This window comes from Streptomyces sp. NPDC056296 (assembly GCF_042268605.1).
Taxonomy (GTDB): Bacteria; Actinomycetota; Actinomycetes; order Streptomycetales; family Streptomycetaceae; genus Streptomyces.
Genome location: NZ_JBHJRX010000021.1, coordinates 1 through 14,028, shown reverse-complemented (window position 1 = coordinate 14,028; position 14,028 = coordinate 1). Strand labels below are relative to the sequence as shown.

General features: G+C 73.1%; 18 protein-coding genes and 1 pseudogene. 8 read left to right on the top strand and 11 right to left on the bottom strand.

What is annotated here, in order from left to right:
- Window positions 1–42: 42 nt before the first annotated feature.
- The 4 genes from ACFCZF_RS17325 to ACFCZF_RS17310 all read left to right on the top strand — a co-directional run bounded on the left by ACFCZF_RS17325 (window position 43) and on the right by ACFCZF_RS17310 (window position 2,725).
- Window positions 43–462 (top strand): hypothetical protein, encoded by a 420-nt coding sequence (locus tag ACFCZF_RS17325; RefSeq protein WP_376672372.1) that lies wholly within the window; start codon window positions 43–45, stop codon window positions 460–462.
- Between the two features lie 50 nt (window positions 463–512).
- Window positions 513–1,010: a hypothetical protein gene (locus ACFCZF_RS17320; RefSeq protein ID WP_375910450.1), complete on the top strand. Its 498-nt coding sequence runs from the start codon at window positions 513–515 to the stop codon at window positions 1,008–1,010.
- A 70-nt stretch (window positions 1,011–1,080) separates the two neighbouring features.
- Window positions 1,081–1,887: a DsbA family protein gene (locus ACFCZF_RS17315; protein WP_376672371.1), complete on the top strand. Its 807-nt coding sequence runs from the start codon at window positions 1,081–1,083 to the stop codon at window positions 1,885–1,887.
- Window positions 1,880–2,725 carry a cytochrome c biogenesis CcdA family protein gene (locus ACFCZF_RS17310; RefSeq protein ID WP_376672370.1) on the top strand — a complete coding sequence of 282 codons (846 nt, stop codon included), beginning with the start codon at window positions 1,880–1,882 and terminating at the stop codon, window positions 2,723–2,725. Before ACFCZF_RS17315 ends, ACFCZF_RS17310 begins: the two co-directional genes overlap by 8 nt.
- A gap of 51 nt (window positions 2,726–2,776) precedes the next feature.
- Here ACFCZF_RS17310 and ACFCZF_RS17305 read toward each other — a convergent pair whose 3' ends face one another.
- Window positions 2,777–3,790, bottom strand: a complete 1,014-nt coding sequence (locus ACFCZF_RS17305; protein ID WP_376672369.1) for a TIGR01777 family oxidoreductase — start codon at window positions 3,788–3,790, stop codon at window positions 2,777–2,779.
- Between the two features lie 170 nt (window positions 3,791–3,960).
- On the opposite strand from ACFCZF_RS17305, the gene ACFCZF_RS17300 reads away from it, so the two are divergent.
- Entirely contained in the window at window positions 3,961–4,797 is an 837-nt protein-coding gene (locus tag ACFCZF_RS17300; RefSeq protein ID WP_376672368.1) for a lysozyme, read from the top strand.
- A 33-nt stretch (window positions 4,798–4,830) separates the two neighbouring features.
- Here the strand turns inward: ACFCZF_RS17300 and ACFCZF_RS17295 are convergent, their stop codons facing one another.
- The 8 genes and pseudogenes from ACFCZF_RS17295 to ACFCZF_RS17260 form a co-directional block, all read right to left on the bottom strand.
- On the bottom strand, window positions 4,831–5,553 hold the full coding sequence (locus ACFCZF_RS17295) for an FAD binding domain-containing protein (protein ID WP_376672367.1): 723 nt from the start codon (window positions 5,551–5,553) through the stop codon (window positions 4,831–4,833).
- 115 nt (window positions 5,554–5,668) lie between these two features.
- Complete coding sequence (locus ACFCZF_RS17290; protein ID WP_375910466.1) at window positions 5,669–6,259, bottom strand: hypothetical protein; 591 nt, start codon at window positions 6,257–6,259, stop codon at window positions 5,669–5,671.
- The gene (locus ACFCZF_RS17285; protein WP_375910469.1) at window positions 6,256–6,555 is read right to left on the bottom strand and encodes a hypothetical protein; all 300 of its coding nucleotides are present in this window, start codon (window positions 6,553–6,555) and stop codon (window positions 6,256–6,258) included. Before ACFCZF_RS17285 ends, ACFCZF_RS17290 begins: the two co-directional genes overlap by 4 nt.
- Before the next feature lie 75 nt (window positions 6,556–6,630).
- Window positions 6,631–7,434 (bottom strand): alpha/beta fold hydrolase, encoded by an 804-nt coding sequence (locus ACFCZF_RS17280; RefSeq protein WP_376672366.1) that lies wholly within the window; start codon window positions 7,432–7,434, stop codon window positions 6,631–6,633.
- Window positions 7,435–7,509: 75 nt separating this feature from the next.
- A complete protein-coding gene (locus tag ACFCZF_RS17275) occupies window positions 7,510–8,304 on the bottom strand; it encodes a hypothetical protein (RefSeq protein WP_376672365.1) in 795 nt (264 codons plus the stop codon).
- A 100-nt stretch (window positions 8,305–8,404) separates the two neighbouring features.
- A pseudogene (locus tag ACFCZF_RS17270) lies at window positions 8,405–9,184 on the bottom strand (class I SAM-dependent methyltransferase).
- 164 nt (window positions 9,185–9,348) lie between these two features.
- The gene (locus ACFCZF_RS17265; protein WP_376672364.1) at window positions 9,349–9,966 is read right to left on the bottom strand and encodes a sigma-70 family RNA polymerase sigma factor; all 618 of its coding nucleotides are present in this window, start codon (window positions 9,964–9,966) and stop codon (window positions 9,349–9,351) included.
- Window positions 9,967–10,162: 196 nt separating this feature from the next.
- Entirely contained in the window at window positions 10,163–10,900 is a 738-nt protein-coding gene (locus ACFCZF_RS17260; protein ID WP_376672363.1) for a hypothetical protein, read from the bottom strand.
- 334 nt (window positions 10,901–11,234) lie between these two features.
- Between ACFCZF_RS17260 and ACFCZF_RS17255 the strand changes: the two genes are divergently transcribed.
- Window positions 11,235–11,450 carry a hypothetical protein gene (locus ACFCZF_RS17255; protein WP_376672362.1) on the top strand — a complete coding sequence of 72 codons (216 nt, stop codon included), beginning with the start codon at window positions 11,235–11,237 and terminating at the stop codon, window positions 11,448–11,450.
- A gap of 114 nt (window positions 11,451–11,564) precedes the next feature.
- Window positions 11,565–12,170, top strand: coding sequence for a flavodoxin family protein (locus tag ACFCZF_RS17250; RefSeq protein WP_376672361.1), 606 nt, complete (start codon window positions 11,565–11,567; stop codon window positions 12,168–12,170).
- Here the strand turns inward: ACFCZF_RS17250 and ACFCZF_RS17245 are convergent.
- Window positions 12,136–12,273 (bottom strand): hypothetical protein, encoded by a 138-nt coding sequence (locus ACFCZF_RS17245; RefSeq protein ID WP_376672360.1) that lies wholly within the window; start codon window positions 12,271–12,273, stop codon window positions 12,136–12,138. The two genes, ACFCZF_RS17250 and ACFCZF_RS17245, sit on opposite strands and share 35 nt — an antisense overlap.
- 339 nt (window positions 12,274–12,612) lie before the next feature.
- Entirely contained in the window at window positions 12,613–13,164 is a 552-nt protein-coding gene (locus ACFCZF_RS17240; protein ID WP_376672359.1) for a hypothetical protein, read from the bottom strand.
- A gap of 204 nt (window positions 13,165–13,368) precedes the next feature.
- Here ACFCZF_RS17240 and ACFCZF_RS17235 point away from each other — a divergent pair, with 204 nt between their 5' ends.
- Window positions 13,369–13,932: a Dps family protein gene (locus ACFCZF_RS17235; protein WP_375910494.1), complete on the top strand. Its 564-nt coding sequence runs from the start codon at window positions 13,369–13,371 to the stop codon at window positions 13,930–13,932.
- The last annotated feature ends 96 nt before the right edge of the window (window positions 13,933–14,028 follow it).

The window sequence follows — 14,028 nt, the reverse complement described above, 5'->3', positions numbered from 1 at the left end:
GTACACGTCCCCGAGCAGTCCCAGCGGTAGGAGCCGTCCCCCATGTCCCAGCGCGGCAGGCACACCTCAGCGGTGTCGCTGCTGCGTTGCGTGCTGGCGATGGTCACCGTGACCGTCGCCGTGCTGTGCGTGACGGGTGCGGGCCGCTCGACGGCCGCGAGCGCCGGTGAGGAGAGCGCCGTGACGGCCGCCTCGTCTCCGGTCGCCGTGCTCTCCGTCGACCTGGTCGCCGGGGACGAACTGGGGGCCACCGCGCCTCGCCCGTGCGAGAAGAAGGGCCTGTCCGAGCCGACCTCGACGCGCGGGGATCTCCGCACCGGCGAACCGTCGGCCGCGGGGTCGGCGGACACGAGCACACAGCGCGGAACGCCGCTGTCGTCGACGCCCGCCCACGCGTCCGCCGGGCCCGCCCCGCCACCGCGTTGTGCCAGTGGTGTCTCGACCACCGTTCTGAGGATCTAGACCGGCCCTTCGTGCCGCGTCCGTCTCATCCTCTCGAACGGAGCTTTCCCATGCCATCCTCCTCCCGGTCGCCGCGCCGGGCGGGAGCGGCGCTCGCGTCCTGGCGGGCCGCCCAGTGGTCCGCCGCCGGAGCCGGTGCCGTCCTGACCGCCGTCGTCGTGGGTGTCCCCACCGCGGTCGTGCCCTCCCCCTTCTTCGGCCGGACCGTCCCCGTCCAGTGGTGGAACTATCCGGTGCTCGCCGCCACCGCCGTGCTCGCGGGCGTGGTCCTGGCCACCTTCGTCCGCCTCCCCGGGGCCGTGGACTCGCCGCGGACCGACGGCCCCGGCAGCAGGCTCGGCCCGATCGGCGGCCTGCTGTCCTTCCTCGCCGTGGGCTGCCCCGTCTGCAACAAGGTCGTCCTGCTGCTGCTCGGCAGCTCCGGCGCGCTGACCTACTGGGCTCCGCTCCAGCCGGTCGTCGCCGTCGCCTCCCTGGTGCTGCTTGCCGAGGCGGCGCTGCGCAGGCTGTCGACGGCCGAGGCCTGCCCGCTGCCGGCCCGCGCCTGAGTCCGCACGCCGCGCATCCCCGCGTCTCGCTCTTCTTCCCTCACTTCTCCCCCTTCTGTGGAGTCGATCCATGAACGCTGAATCACGCATGCCCGAGAAGCCCGGCCCGGGCTCCACCCCCGGCAGGGGCCCGCTACCGCGTCGCCGTCTGCGACCGGCCCTCGCCGCCCTCGTCCTCGCGGTCTCCGTCGTCGTCGCCGTCGTCGCCCTGGGCGGAGGCGGGGAGTCCGCCGACCGTCCCGCCACCGCGTCGGCCTCCGACGCGCCGTCCGCGGCCCCTCCCGCCGACCCCGCGCTGCTCGCACTCGCCCGACGGGAGTCCGGTGACCCGTACGCCGTGGGGAAGCCGGACGCGCCCGTCGTACTGATCGAGTACTCGGACTTCCAGTGCCCCTTCTGCGGCCGGTTCGCCCGCGAGACCAAACCCGAACTCCTGCGTGACTACGTCGAGAAGGGCGTACTGCGGATCGAGTGGCGCAACTTCCCGGTCTTCGGCCAGGAGTCGGAGCAGGCGGCCCGGGCCGCCTGGGCGGCGGGACGGCAGGGCCGGTTCTGGCAGTTCCACGACACCGCCTACGCACATCCGCGCGAGCGCAACAAGGGCGACTTCGCCGAGAAGGCGCTGCTCAAGATGGCCGGGGAGGCGGGGATCGAGGACCTCGACCGCTTCCGCGCGGACATGGCCTCCCCGGCGGCCGACGCGGCCGTGACCCGGGACATCGAGGAGGGCTACGCGCTCGGCGTCAGCAGCACCCCCGCCTTCCTCGTCAACGACCGGCCGGTCCTGGGCGCCCAGCCCACGGACGTGTTCGCCGAGGCGATCGAGGCGGCCGAGGCAGCAGCGGAGGCCCGTGCACAGGGCGGCACCGATGAGTGATCCGGGCTTCGTGGTCGCCTTCCTCGGGGGACTGCTGGCGCTGCTCAGCCCGTGCTCGGCACTTCTGCTGCCCGCGTTCTTCGCCTACTCGTTCACCAGCCGCACCCGGCTGCTCGGACGCACCGCGCTGTTCTACGCCGGGCTGTGCCTGACCATGGTGCCGCTGGGTGTGGCGGGTTCGCTGGCCGGACGCCTCTTCTACGGGCATCGCGACCTTCTGGTCACGGCGGGCGGCTGGCTCGTCATCGCCCTCGGGGTGGCGCAACTGCTGGGCCTGGGGTTCGGTTCGCGCCGGCTGCAGCAGTCCGCCGGGGCACGCCGGTCCGGTTCGGCGCTGTCCGTGACGGCGCTGGGCGCGGTGTACGGGCTGGCCGGCTTCTGCGCGGGCCCCATCCTCGGCAGCGTTCTCACGGTGGCCGCGATCGGCGGCGACCCCTGGCGCGGCGGATCACTGCTCGCGGTGTACGCCCTCGGCATGGCCGTGCCGATGTTCGTGCTGGCGGCGTTGTGGGACCGGTTCGACCTGGGCCGGCGGCACTGGCTGCGTGGCCGGCCGGTACGACTGGGCCCGTTGCGGCTGCACTCCACGTCACTGCTCGGCGGGGCGATGTTCATCGCCCTGGGTGCGGTGTTCCTGCTGTTCGACGGGACGTCGGCGCTGCCGTCGCTGATGGGCGTGGACACGGAGTTCGCCTGGGAGCAGCGCCTGTCCCGTCTCGGGGACGCCGTCTCCGACCGGGCCCTGCTGGGCGTGCTCGCCCTCGTCGTGGCCGCGGGGGCCCTGGCCGTCCTGGTGCGCGGGGCCCGGGAGGCACGCCGCGGTGAACGGGGACGCTGACGGCGTCGGCTCGGCACAGAGCGGTGCCTCGCGGGGCCGCCACCCCTCTGCTCAGGGCGTCGGTCCGCCGGCTTCCGGCAGCGGTGTGCGCCGGTCCGGTCGTCCGGGCCGCCGCCCTCCCGGCCGGCCCCCGCGCACCCGCCGTACGAGGTCGTCGGCCGCTCCGGGCCACTCGGGGTGGTCGAAGGCGAACCCCGCCTCGCGCAGCCGGCCGGGGACGACGCGCCGGCTCTTGAGGAGCAGCTCGGTGTCCGAGCGCAGGACGAGGGCGCCGAGTTCGGCCATCCACCGCGTCGCGGGCAGACCCACCGGCATGCCCCACGCCTTCCGCAGGGCGCGCATGAAGGCGCGCTGGGGCAGCGGAGCCGGCGCGGCGAGGTTCACGGGGCCGGTGAGGTCGTCGTGGCCGATGAGGAAGTCGACCGCGCGGACGAAGTCCTGGTCGTGGATCCAGGACACGTACTGCGCGCCGCCCGCGACGGAGCCGCCGAGCCCCAGTCGCGCCAGCCACAGCAGGACGTCCAGGACACTGCCCCGGTCCGGGCTCATCACCATGGCGGAGCGCAGGGCCACCTTGCGGGTGTGCGGGGTGTCGGCCCGCTCCTGTTCGCGCTCCCAGGCCTTGGCGATGTCGACGCTGTAGGACCAGTAGTCCGGAACTCCGGGTTCGGCTCCGCCGAGCAGGCCGGTGGCCTCGTCGTTGGGCGCGTCGAAGCGGTGGGCGTAGACGGTGGCGGTGCTCATCTGCAGCCAGACGCGGGGCGGCTCGGCGGCCGCCGAGATCGCCTCGCCGACGACACGCGCGGAGTCCACGCGCGAGTCCATCATGGCCTTCAGGTTGCCGGGGGTGTAGCGGCAGCTCACGCTGCGGCCGGCCAGGTTGACGACCACGTCGCTGCCGTCGACCTCCTTGACCCACTCCCCCGGCGTCCGACCGTCCCACTGGACTTCGCCCGGCCGCCGCGGCCGCCTGGTGAGCACGACGACCTCATGGCCGGCGGCGGTCCACGCACGCTTCAGCACCGTACCGACCTGCCCGGTCCCCCCGGGAATCACGATCTTCATGGGACGCTCCCTCCCCCTCCTCATGTCTTCGCACGACCGAGCGTATCCCAGATTTGAACACGTTCAAACGCGAGGGACGGCGGGGCCCTACCCCTCGGCAGCCCGGCGCCCAACACCGTCTGGACGCCTGTGGGATGCGGTCGGGCGTGACAGCGGATCGGATGGGTGCCATGCGCAGACCCATAGCCGTGGCGTCCAGCCACTCACGCCGCCTGCTCACGTCAGGCGTCCTCCTCGCCTCCCAGTCACTCCTGCTCACCCTGTCCGCGGCACCCGCGTCGGCCGACGACGCGCGAACGCCCGTCCGCGGTACCGCCTACATGGGCAGTGGTGTTCTCGCCCACGAGGGGGTCCAGGGGCGGCCCGCCGACACCCGCGCCACCCAGACGGAGGGCGTGGACGTCTCCAGCCATCAGGGCAACGTCGCCTGGCCGACCCTCTGGAGCAGCGGGGTGAAGTGGGCCTACACGAAGGCCACCGAGGGGACTTCGTACCGCAATCCCTACTACTCCCAGCAGTACGACGGTTCGTACGACGTCGGCATGATCCGCGGCGCCTACCACTTCGCCATCCCGGACGGCGCCGGCGGCGCGGCCCAGGCCGACTACTTCGTCGACCACGGCGGCGGCTGGTCGAAGGACGGCAAGACACTGCCGGGCGTGCTCGACATCGAGTACAACCCGTACGGGGACACCTGCTACGGCAGGACGTCGAGTCAGATGGTCGGCTGGATCCGGGCCTTCCTCGACCGGTACGAGGAGCGCACCGGCCGCCAGGCCGTGATCTACACCTCCACCAACTGGTGGAAGCAGTGCACCGGGGATTACAGCGGCTTCGGCCCCACCAACCCGTTGTGGATCGCCCGGTACGCCTCGACCGTGGGACCCCTCCCGGCCGGCTGGGACGTCCACACGATGTGGCAGTACACCTCCTCCGGGCCGACCGTCGGGGACCACGACAAGTTCAACGGGACGCTCGATCGCGTCAAGGCGCTGGCCAACGGCTGACGCGGACCGCCGGGTCGCCGGCCGCCCGTGGCGTCAGCGATCGGTGAGAGAGCCCAGGATGTCGGCGACCTGCTCACGCACCACGTCCCGGGCCCCGGGAGGCAGGGCGCCGACGTCCGTACGTTCCAGAGCGCCGAGCACTTCGTCGGCGCCCGCGTCGCACGGTGCGCTCTCGCTGACGACCTCGTAGCCGTCGCGGACGGCGATCCGCAGGCGGTGCCGCCCCTCGCCGTCGGCGTGCACGGCGGTGGCGACGACCAGGGGCGGCGGCCCGCCGGCTTCGGCGGGCTCCTTGCGGTAGCCGCTGGCTATCGGGGTGCGCCAGCCGAGGCCCAGCAGCAGGTGACGCTTGGCCATGACCTCGGCGAGGTCGGTCTCGTAGGCCCGGTCCGGCCCCAGCACCGTGGTACGGGCGTCCAGGACGAGGGCCGCGGGCAGCAGGCAGCGCAGGCTGCTGCCGACGAGGTTGCCACCGACCGTGGCCGTCCGGCGCACCGCTCCGGTGCCCACCGTGCCGGCCGCCCTGCGCAGCACCTCGGGGACGCGGTCGTCGATGCGGTGCAGCACCACGGCCGCCCCGAGCGTCTCGGCTGCGACCGCGGTCGCCTCGGGCAGGTTCCGCAGCGACATGGCCAGTTCCGGGAAACCGTCCCGCTGCCAGGTGGCCCACACGAGGGTGGCACCGCCGACGGGCACCGCTCCCTCGGCCATGCACTCCTGCGCTTCGGACACGGACGTGGGCAGACGCAACAGCATGGCGATCGACCTGCTTTCCCGGGAAGGCGGCGGTGGACGACCCCGCGCCTCCCGCCGCGTGATCACGGCCACTGCGCATTGTCCGTATCGCCACGGGGGCGCGTACAGGGCTCACTCATTCACCATGTGCGCCCAGCGCGCGCCGGACAGGGCGCTTGTAGTAGCGCCACGGGAACGCCCCGGAGCCGACCTGTGTCCACCCCTGCTCCTCCATCCGCCGGTGCCGGGCGCCGACCGCGAAGGGAACCCTGCGGTGTTCCCAGGGGTGGCCGGATTTCTCCACGACATGGAAGAACGGACCGAAGTCCACCACGTGCCAGCCGTCCGTGCCGGCTTCGGCGAGCGCCTGCATCTCGTTGAACGCGGTCAGCGGGGTCAGCACCCGCCGTTCCGCCGCACCGGACGCGTCCGGACCGGGCCGCCCCCGGTCGGCGAACCTCTGCTGCGCGGCCTGCCGGCTCACGCCGAGGACACCGCCCACGGTGTCCCAGCTCTGCCCTGCGGCCCGCGCGCCCTGGACCGCCTCGCGGAGCAGCCTGCTCGTCTCCTCGGCGCCGACGCGACTGGCGGCCACCAGGCGGAGATAGCCCTCGGGATCATGTTCAAGCGACTCGACCAGTCCGTCCGGGGCATCGAGTACGGCGGCAGCGATGCCCTCCCTGATGCGCAGGATCTCCTCCTCGGTGAGCAGTTCGGTCCCGCTCACCGCCGCGCACCCTTCGCCTCGCCGGTGCGCAGCGGCTCCAGGCCGTCGAGCTTCTCCAGGTCCCGCTCCAGCCGCCCGGCGTCGGTGCCGGCCGCGGTGTGCCTCGTCAGGGACGCGGAGAGCAGTGCTCCCATGACGAGGACGACCAGGAGGTCCGCGGCGACCAGGACGAGGAAGGCCGGGGTGCCGAGGTCGTCGACGAGTGAGATCGCCAGGGCGATCAGGGCGGTCACCACAGCGAGCAAGGCGGTGGCGACCGTGGGCACGGTCGGGGAAGGGCGCGTCGGAGTGTGCATGCTGTCAAGGTTTCCTTGACAGCATGCACCTTGTCAAGGAAACCTTGACAGCCCCGGCGGGTGGCCCGCGCCCGATCACATCCGCGCGGCCAGGAAGTCCAGCAGTACGGCGTTGAAGCGCTCCGGTTGCTCGGCACCCGGGAGGTGACCGGCCTTGTCGATGACGGCGAGGGTGGCGTGCGGGACGAGGCGCCGGATGGACTCGGCCTCCGCCACGGGGGTGTAGACGTCGTCCGCGCCCACGACGATCAGGACCGGCGCCTCGACAGCGGCCAGGACGTCCCGGTAGTCGGGGCGTTCGGCACGTCCACGCAGCGCCGCCGCGGCGCCCCGCGGGTCGGTGGCGCACATCATCTCCAGGACGCGGGCGGCCACGTCCGGCATCGCGGTGACGTTGTAGGCGGCGAGCATCTTGTCGATGACCTCGTGCGCGTAACCGTCCATGCCCTCCGCGAGGAGCCTGTCGGCCAGCCGGTTGCGGAACCGCCTGCCCTCGGCGGTCTCGGCGGGAGCGGAGGTGTCGGACAGGACGAGGGCCCGCACCCGCCCCGGGTGACGCAGCTGGAACTCCATGGTGATCTGACCGCCCATGGAGACGCCGCCGACCACCGCGCGCTCGATGTCCAAGTGGTCCAGGAGCGCGGCGAGGTCGTCGGCGAAGTCGGCGAGCAGCACCTTGCCGGTACTCACGCTGCTGCGGCCGTAGCCGCGCAGGTCGGGGGTGACGACCCGGTAGCCGGCTTCCGTCAGCGCCGTCACCTGGGGCGCCCACAGGGTGCGGTTGAAGGGGTGCCCGTGGATCAGGAGGATCGGGAGCCCGGTCGAGGGACCGAGGTCGTCGTAGTCGATCGTGGCGCCGCGCACGGTTGTGGAGTTCATTCCGGGACCCTAACGGGGTGTCACCCGGCGGGGACCAGGGGGCGTACGGCAGCAGGGGTGCGTGCGGATGCTGCCTCAAGGGGCGAGCAGCGCACCGGTCAACTCCGCGCGCAGTTCCTCTCCTTCCTTGCGGACCAGCGCGGGCAGCCGCCCGTTCCACTCCCGCGCCGCGTCGTCCAGCGCCTCGGCGAAGGCCCTGTGCGCGCGGCGCCCCATGACGGCCATCGCGACGGGGAGCAGGGGCCGGGCGAAGGAGCGGCCCCTGACCCGCACCTTCACCGTCACCCGCCAGCGTCCGCCGGGGGCCGGGCGCGGTACGACCGTCACGGTGGCGCGGGCGAGTGCGTGTGTGAGGGTGCCGGTCAGGGGCGCGGCCAGGGGGCGGCGACCTCGGCCCGCCGCCGACGGCCACCATGCGCCGAGATCGAGGTGCAGTCGTACGGTGCCGCCGAGGTACTTCGACCGCTTCTCCCCGCTGGTCCGCAGCGTCGCCGAGAGCCACGCCTCTCGTGGCCGTGCGGCGTTCACGAGCCGGAGTACGCAGGTCGACTCGGCGCGGTGTGCCGGGTCTTCGTCGAGGGTGCCGACCTCCAGCGCCGTCTCGCGGTGACGGTCCCAGGCGAGGACGGTGACCGCCTGGTCGGCGTCCGGTTGCCCGTCCTTCTCGTTCACCGGCCGGTAGCGGGCGCCCGGCCGCAGGTGACTCCCCTCGGACAGGACCAGGCCGGGCAGCGGTCGCCCGCCGGGCAGGCGCAGGTACGCTCCCTCGACGTCGAGCCCTTCCGCGAGGTCGTGGAGCGTGGTGACGCATGACTCGAACCAGCGGCGGGGCACGGGGGCGAGCGTCACGGTGTGCTGAAGGCGGGCCATGGAACCAAGGATGGGCGCTCGGGGGCGCCGGGTCATGGGTGTGGCCCGGCAGTGAGGGGACGACGTCGGCTGCCGGTTTCCGGGGGCTCCCGCTCCTGGTTCACCCGGCCTGGCGTGGGGGCGGCTCGGGCCGGGCGGTGAACGGCCGGTCGCCCGCGGGGCGTCGTGCGACGAAGACGAACTCCCTGCCCGCGCGGTCGGGTGCGTCGCGCACCTCCTCCACCACGTAGCCCTGTGCGTCCAGGTCCGCCTCGACCTCCTGCCGCCCGCGGAAGCGCAACGTCGAGTCGGAGGTCAGCACTTCGCCGTCCGAGCCGAAGACGTAGGTCCAGCGGAAGGAGATCAGCGGCCACCTCACCTCCACCAACCGGCACCAGCTCTCGACCGCGCCCACGCCGGGGATCTCCGTGACCCGGTGGGTCGATGCGGGTTCCACTCCTCCCACGCGCGCCGGTCCGGGTCCCGCGTCTCGAACACCAGGTGCCCGCCGGGGCGCAGGGCTTCGTAGGCGCCCCTCAGCGTCCGGTGCCACATCCGGGTGTCGGTGATCTCCTGGGGAGCGTTCGCCGTCATGGTCGCCAGGTCCACCCGCAGCGCTGGCAGTGAGGTGGCGTCGCCCTCGATCCACCGCACTCGGTCGCCGCCCGCCTTGCCCCGAGCCACCTCGATGGACGCCCGGGCGGGGTCGACGCCGACGGTCTCCACACCGCGGTCGGCCAGCAGCAGGGCGAACACCCCTGTTCCGCAGCCGATGTCCAGCACCCGCCGCGCGCCGAACTCCTCGGCCCATGCGCACGTACGCGTCGAGGTCGCCGCGATCGGGGTCGAGGGCGTCGTACACCGCGGCGAGCCGTGGATGCCGGAAGCACTCGTCAGCCATGCGGCCGACGGTAGCCGAAGCCCTCCACGAAGTCCCCGGCCCGGGGACCGGTACGAGGACACGCGGGCGGGAACAGCGGCAGGCCGTCGCAGGACCGCTCCTCGTCGGCCGGGGTGGGCCCGGGTCACTCGGTGATCCGGGCCCACCGCCGTCCGGACCGGCCGTCACGCGGCGGCGGCCACCGGCACGGGACGCTCGGCGTCGTTCAGCCACTCGATCAGGGAGGCACGGGCGCGGGCGACCCGTGAACGCACCGTCCCTATCGGGCACTCGCTGACGTCGGCCGCCTCCGCGTAGGGCAGTCCCAGCAGCTGGGTGAGGACGAACGCCTCGCGGCGGTCGTCGGGCAGCGCGGCCAGCAGGTCGGCGAGGGCGATGCCGTCGTCGAAGCCGGGCAGATCGCGCGGCTGGGTGCGCTCCACGGCCGACTCCCAGTCGTCCGTGGCCGCCAGGCGGGGCCGGGAGGAGTCGTAACGGATGCTGTCGACCACCGCACGGCGGGCGATGGCGAGCAGCCAGGTGCGTGCCGAGGAGCGGCCTTCGAAGCGGTGCAGGCTGCCGAGGGCCCGCAGGAAGGTGTCCTGGGTCAGGTCCTCGGCGCTCTGCGGATCGGCGCCGAGGAAGGTCACGTAGTGGCGGACGTCCCGGTGCAGGGCGCGTACGAAGCGGTCGACGGCGACGGGGTCGCCGGTGCGCGCGGCGAGTGCCCAGGCCGTGATGGACGCCTCCTTCGTGGACGTACCCGGCTGCCGTCGCGGTGCGGTCAGGGCAGGAGTGATCACCTGTGTCTGTCCTTCTCGGGATCAGGGATCCGGTCTCCGGGCGGGGCCGGCCCGTGCGGGACGCGCCGGCGGCACGGCGGGACCGGCCAAGGGGTGGGCGGCCGGGCGCGGGAGCGCACGGCCGGTGCCCGAGGCGCGACGCCGGCGGCTCGACGGCTCGACGGATTCGCCTACGGCCTCGGGGAACCAGCTGTCGTCAGACGACAGCGGTCCCGGCGGGCGGACCCCGAGAAGTGATCGCATGGGCGAGGAGAAGACGGCGCGGTGCCCGGTCCGAGGACGCTCGGCGGACCGCACGGACGCGCGGGCGGTGCGGCGGCACGGGCAGCCGGAGCAGCAGGCGCAGGGGCGTGACGAGCCGGGTGGCGAGGCACCGCAGGATGCGGAAGACGGCGCGTTCGCCGTGGGCGAGCCAGAGGCCGCACAGCAGCGCGGCCACCAGGTGGGCGGCGAGCATGCCGGTCGAGGACATGCCGCCCATGGCGTGGCCCGCGGGGTCCATGGCGGGCATGGCGTCCATGCCGGGCATGGAGTGCCCGGCATGGAGGCCGTGGTCCGCGGTGCTCATGGACGTCGGCATGGCGCCGTGCTCCCCGCCCGGGCCGGACGGCATCCGGCACAGCAGGATGTCCAGCCACCGGCGCGCGAGGGACTCGTCGCCCGCAGACCGCGGCATCTTCGTCGCCTGGGCGAGCGAGAAGGACGTGTGCAGTACGGTCTGGGCGGCCACCGCGACGCAGACGACGGCGAGCGGTCCGCGTTCCCGGTCGGCGAGCCACCAGGCGGCGCCGCCCGTCGCCGCCGCGCCCGCCGCCATGGCCCACCAGGGCACCGCGGTCCCGGACATAAGGATGTGGCCCAAGGCGGCGAGCAGCACGCAGACGGCCGCGAACACCGCGGCCCGTACCGTGCGAGAACACCACCCTGCATTCATGGCGGCCTCATCCTCGCATCCGGGCTCCCGTGATCACCGGTGGGTACGGATTCCGGTCCGGCCCCCCACTCAACACGAAGCGCGTGATCCGCACCACACTTCACACACATACGGTCGGACGAAAGGCCCGTCCGGTTCCCGGCCGTCTCCGCCGGACCGGAGCAGCGGAAGCGGACACGGGAGCACCGGCGCACGGGGACCGCCCGCCGTGCCTCCGCGCCGGGCCGAGGCACGCGTCCGTGGCCGCCGCGCCGGGTATCCCCCAGTCAGTTCCCCACGACCGCCGGTGCGGACACCGGCGCGGACACCCGTCTCCCACGGAAGGTGCACCGGTATGAGCGATCCTCACGGCCTGGAGCCCGTAGCGACGTTCTGCGGAAACTGCGACTGCGGCTGCCCCCAGCTGTTCGTCGACCCCGACGCCCCGGCGGAGCAACGGATCGTCCTGACCGACGACTTCGGCCAGCGCGTGCAGATGAGCGCCGACCAGTTCTCGTCGCTGGTCGACGACGCCAAGCAGGGCAGACTGGACGGCATCGCCCTGCCCTGAGCGGACATCGCCGGTCCGCCGTCCGCCCGCTCACCCGGCCGCCGCGCGTCCGGGCGGGTGAACGGTCCCGCGTTCGGACGGTCGAAAGCCGCCGCCCGGGGAAGAGGGGTAGGCATGCGCGCACTCGTCATCAACTGCACTCTCAAGCCCTCCCCCCAGCCGTCGAACACCGAGGCCCTCGCCGCCACGGTCATCGCGGCCCTCAAAGGCCACGGGGCGGAGGTGGATGTCGTACGGGCCGTCGACCTGAACCTGAAACCGGGGGTCGAGACCGACATGGGCGACGGCGACGACTGGCCGGGCGTGCACGAGAAGCTGCTGGCGTCGGAGATCCTGATCATCGCCTCGCCGACCTGGCTCGGCCGCCCGTCCTCGGTCGCCCAGCGGGTCCTCGAACGCATGGACGCCATGCTCAGCGAGACCGACGACGAGGAGCGCCCCGTCGCCTACAACCGCGTCGCCGGGATCCTGGTCACCGGGAACGAGGACGGCGCCCACCACGTCATCAGTGAGATCAGCGGCGGGCTCTCGGACATCGGCTACACCATTCCGGGTCAGGCCTGGACCTACTGGCACCTCGGTCCCGGACCCGGACCCGACTACCTCGACGACGACCGCGGACACGACTGGTCGACCTCGACCGGCCGGGCCATGGCGTCCAACCTCGTCCACGCGGCGCGTGCGCTCAGCGCGATGCCCCTGCCCGCTCCGCCGTCCTGACGTCGTAGGCGCGCAGCGTGCGTACCTGAGGGGAGAGCAGGGCCGCCGCGGTGGCCAGGACGATCAGCGCCTCCCAGCCGGCCAGCGCGCGGGCGGTGCCCACCGCCGCCGCCACGGGGCCGGCGACGAGCAGGCCGAGCGGGGCGAAGGCGAGGGAGCCGAACCAGTCGTAGGAGCCGGCCCACGCCGGCCCCCGGCAGGGCGAGTACCGCGAACGCCAGCGCCACCCGTGCGAAGCCGTTGCCCAGTACCGAAATGACGCGTGTGCCCAGGAGCAGCACGAAGCGCTGGTCGCGCCACAGGGGCACGCTGTCGGGGGAATTCGGGGCATCCGTCACGGGCAGGCACCTTAGCTAGGGGGTGTCGTTTGGATCATGCCGGGATCGCGGGGTCCGGTCGCAAGGCACCGTTGCCCGGAGCCGACCTGATCCAAACGACACCCCTAGAGCCCCGTGATCGGCTCCCGCTCGGAACCGGCCACTGCGGGACGGCGTCGGCGGTAGTAGGAGACGGTGACGGCGCCGAGCAGCGGGCCCCAGGCGACCAGGGGCAGGTAGGCGAAGCCGAGGAGGGTCTCGCCGAGCGGGGTCATGTCGGGGTGGGGAGTGGCCCACCACCAGGCGAAGGGGGTCCACAGGGCGGTCAGCACGGCGGCGCCCAGGCCCGCCGGAAGGACCGCCGCCATCACCGGGACCGGCCGCCCGCCGAGCAGCGGTACCCAGCGCGGGACCACCTCGCCCCAGGGCCGGACCAGGCCGAGCGTGAGCAGGGCCAGCGCCTCGCTCACCACGCTCAGTCCGACCACGTACACCACGCCCCACCCGTCGATGCCCATCGCCTCGTAGCCCGCCTCGGTGTACCCGGCGGGCTGCCCCGCCGCCAGCAGGAGGCGCCAGAGCCCGGTCGGGAGGGTGAGGAGCGCGACGGCGTGAGCGGCGAGGACCGCCCAGCGGGCGGGGGCGGGAAGCTGTGATGTCGTGGTCATGCACATCATCCTGTCGGCGGGCGGCCGCCCCGACGTCGCTCCCGGGTACGGTCCGCGACGCGGCGCCGGAAGGACGTACCGAGGATTGACTCCCCCGCTCGGGGGAGACCCGTCCTCCTCAGGCACAGCGCCCGTGCATGTCTGCCGTCGCCGATGCGGGGCAGTCGTTCACGTGCAACGACGTACGAAACCCTTGAGGAGCTGGTGTCCGCCATGACGCACGACCTGACCCCGAAGTACACGGTCCCCGGCATCGAGCGGGAGGCCGCCGGCCGGCTGATCGGTGTGCTGCGGATGCGCCTGCACGCCCTCAACGACCTGCATCTCACCCTCAAGCACGTGCACTGGAACGTCGTGGGACCGCACTTCATCGCGGTGCACGAGATGATCGACCCGCAGGTCGACCAGGTGCGCGAGATGGCCGACGACGTCGCGGAGCGCATCGCCGCACTCGGCGGGGTGGCGCAGGGCACGCCCGGGGCCCTGGTGGCCGAGCGGGCCTGGGACGACTACTCCATCGGCCGGGCCGACGCCATCGCCCATCTCGGCGCGCTCGACGTCGTGTACACCGGCGTGATCGAGGGTGTGCGCGAGGCGGTGAAGGAGGCGGGCGACATCGACCCCGCCACGGAGGACCTCCTGATCGGTCAGCTCCGGGACCTGGAGCAGTTCCAGTGGTTCGTGCGGGCCCATCTGGAGAGCTCCGGAGGCACCCTGGCGACGGGCGGCGCGACGTCCGAGACGGAGGCCGCGGAACGCGGCGCGGAACTGGCCTAGCTGTACTGCCCAGCCAGGTTGGTCGAGTTTGTGCGACGACACGGTCTGAATCTGTAGGACGGCGAAGGCCTCCGGTTGTGGAGTGGAGCTGTCGAA

Excerpts from the sequence above, each read along its gene's own strand:
- ACFCZF_RS17255 (WP_376672362.1), top strand. The coding sequence starts at position 11,235 with ATGAGCGATCCTCACGGCCTGGAGCCCGTAGCGACGTTCTGCGGAAAC.
- ACFCZF_RS17315 (WP_376672371.1), top strand. The coding sequence starts at position 1,081 with ATGAACGCTGAATCACGCATGCCCGAGAAGCCCGGCCCGGGCTCCACC.
- ACFCZF_RS17310 (WP_376672370.1), top strand. The coding sequence starts at position 1,880 with ATGAGTGATCCGGGCTTCGTGGTCGCCTTCCTCGGGGGACTGCTGGCG.
- ACFCZF_RS17235 (WP_375910494.1), top strand. The coding sequence starts at position 13,369 with ATGACGCACGACCTGACCCCGAAGTACACGGTCCCCGGCATCGAGCGG.
- ACFCZF_RS17325 (WP_376672372.1), top strand. The coding sequence starts at position 43 with ATGTCCCAGCGCGGCAGGCACACCTCAGCGGTGTCGCTGCTGCGTTGC.
- ACFCZF_RS17285 (WP_375910469.1), bottom strand. The coding sequence starts at position 6,555 with ATGCACACTCCGACGCGCCCTTCCCCGACCGTGCCCACGGTCGCCACC.
- ACFCZF_RS17280 (WP_376672366.1), bottom strand. The coding sequence starts at position 7,434 with ATGAACTCCACAACCGTGCGCGGCGCCACGATCGACTACGACGACCTC.
- ACFCZF_RS17260 (WP_376672363.1), bottom strand. The coding sequence starts at position 10,900 with ATGAATGCAGGGTGGTGTTCTCGCACGGTACGGGCCGCGGTGTTCGCG.
- ACFCZF_RS17300 (WP_376672368.1), top strand. The coding sequence starts at position 3,961 with ATGCGCAGACCCATAGCCGTGGCGTCCAGCCACTCACGCCGCCTGCTC.
- ACFCZF_RS17275 (WP_376672365.1), bottom strand. The coding sequence starts at position 8,304 with ATGGCCCGCCTTCAGCACACCGTGACGCTCGCCCCCGTGCCCCGCCGC.
- ACFCZF_RS17295 (WP_376672367.1), bottom strand. The coding sequence starts at position 5,553 with ATGCTGTTGCGTCTGCCCACGTCCGTGTCCGAAGCGCAGGAGTGCATG.
- ACFCZF_RS17320 (WP_375910450.1), top strand. The coding sequence starts at position 513 with ATGCCATCCTCCTCCCGGTCGCCGCGCCGGGCGGGAGCGGCGCTCGCG.
- ACFCZF_RS17305 (WP_376672369.1), bottom strand. The coding sequence starts at position 3,790 with ATGAAGATCGTGATTCCCGGGGGGACCGGGCAGGTCGGTACGGTGCTG.
- ACFCZF_RS17240 (WP_376672359.1), bottom strand. The coding sequence starts at position 13,164 with ATGATGTGCATGACCACGACATCACAGCTTCCCGCCCCCGCCCGCTGG.
- ACFCZF_RS17250 (WP_376672361.1), top strand. The coding sequence starts at position 11,565 with ATGCGCGCACTCGTCATCAACTGCACTCTCAAGCCCTCCCCCCAGCCG.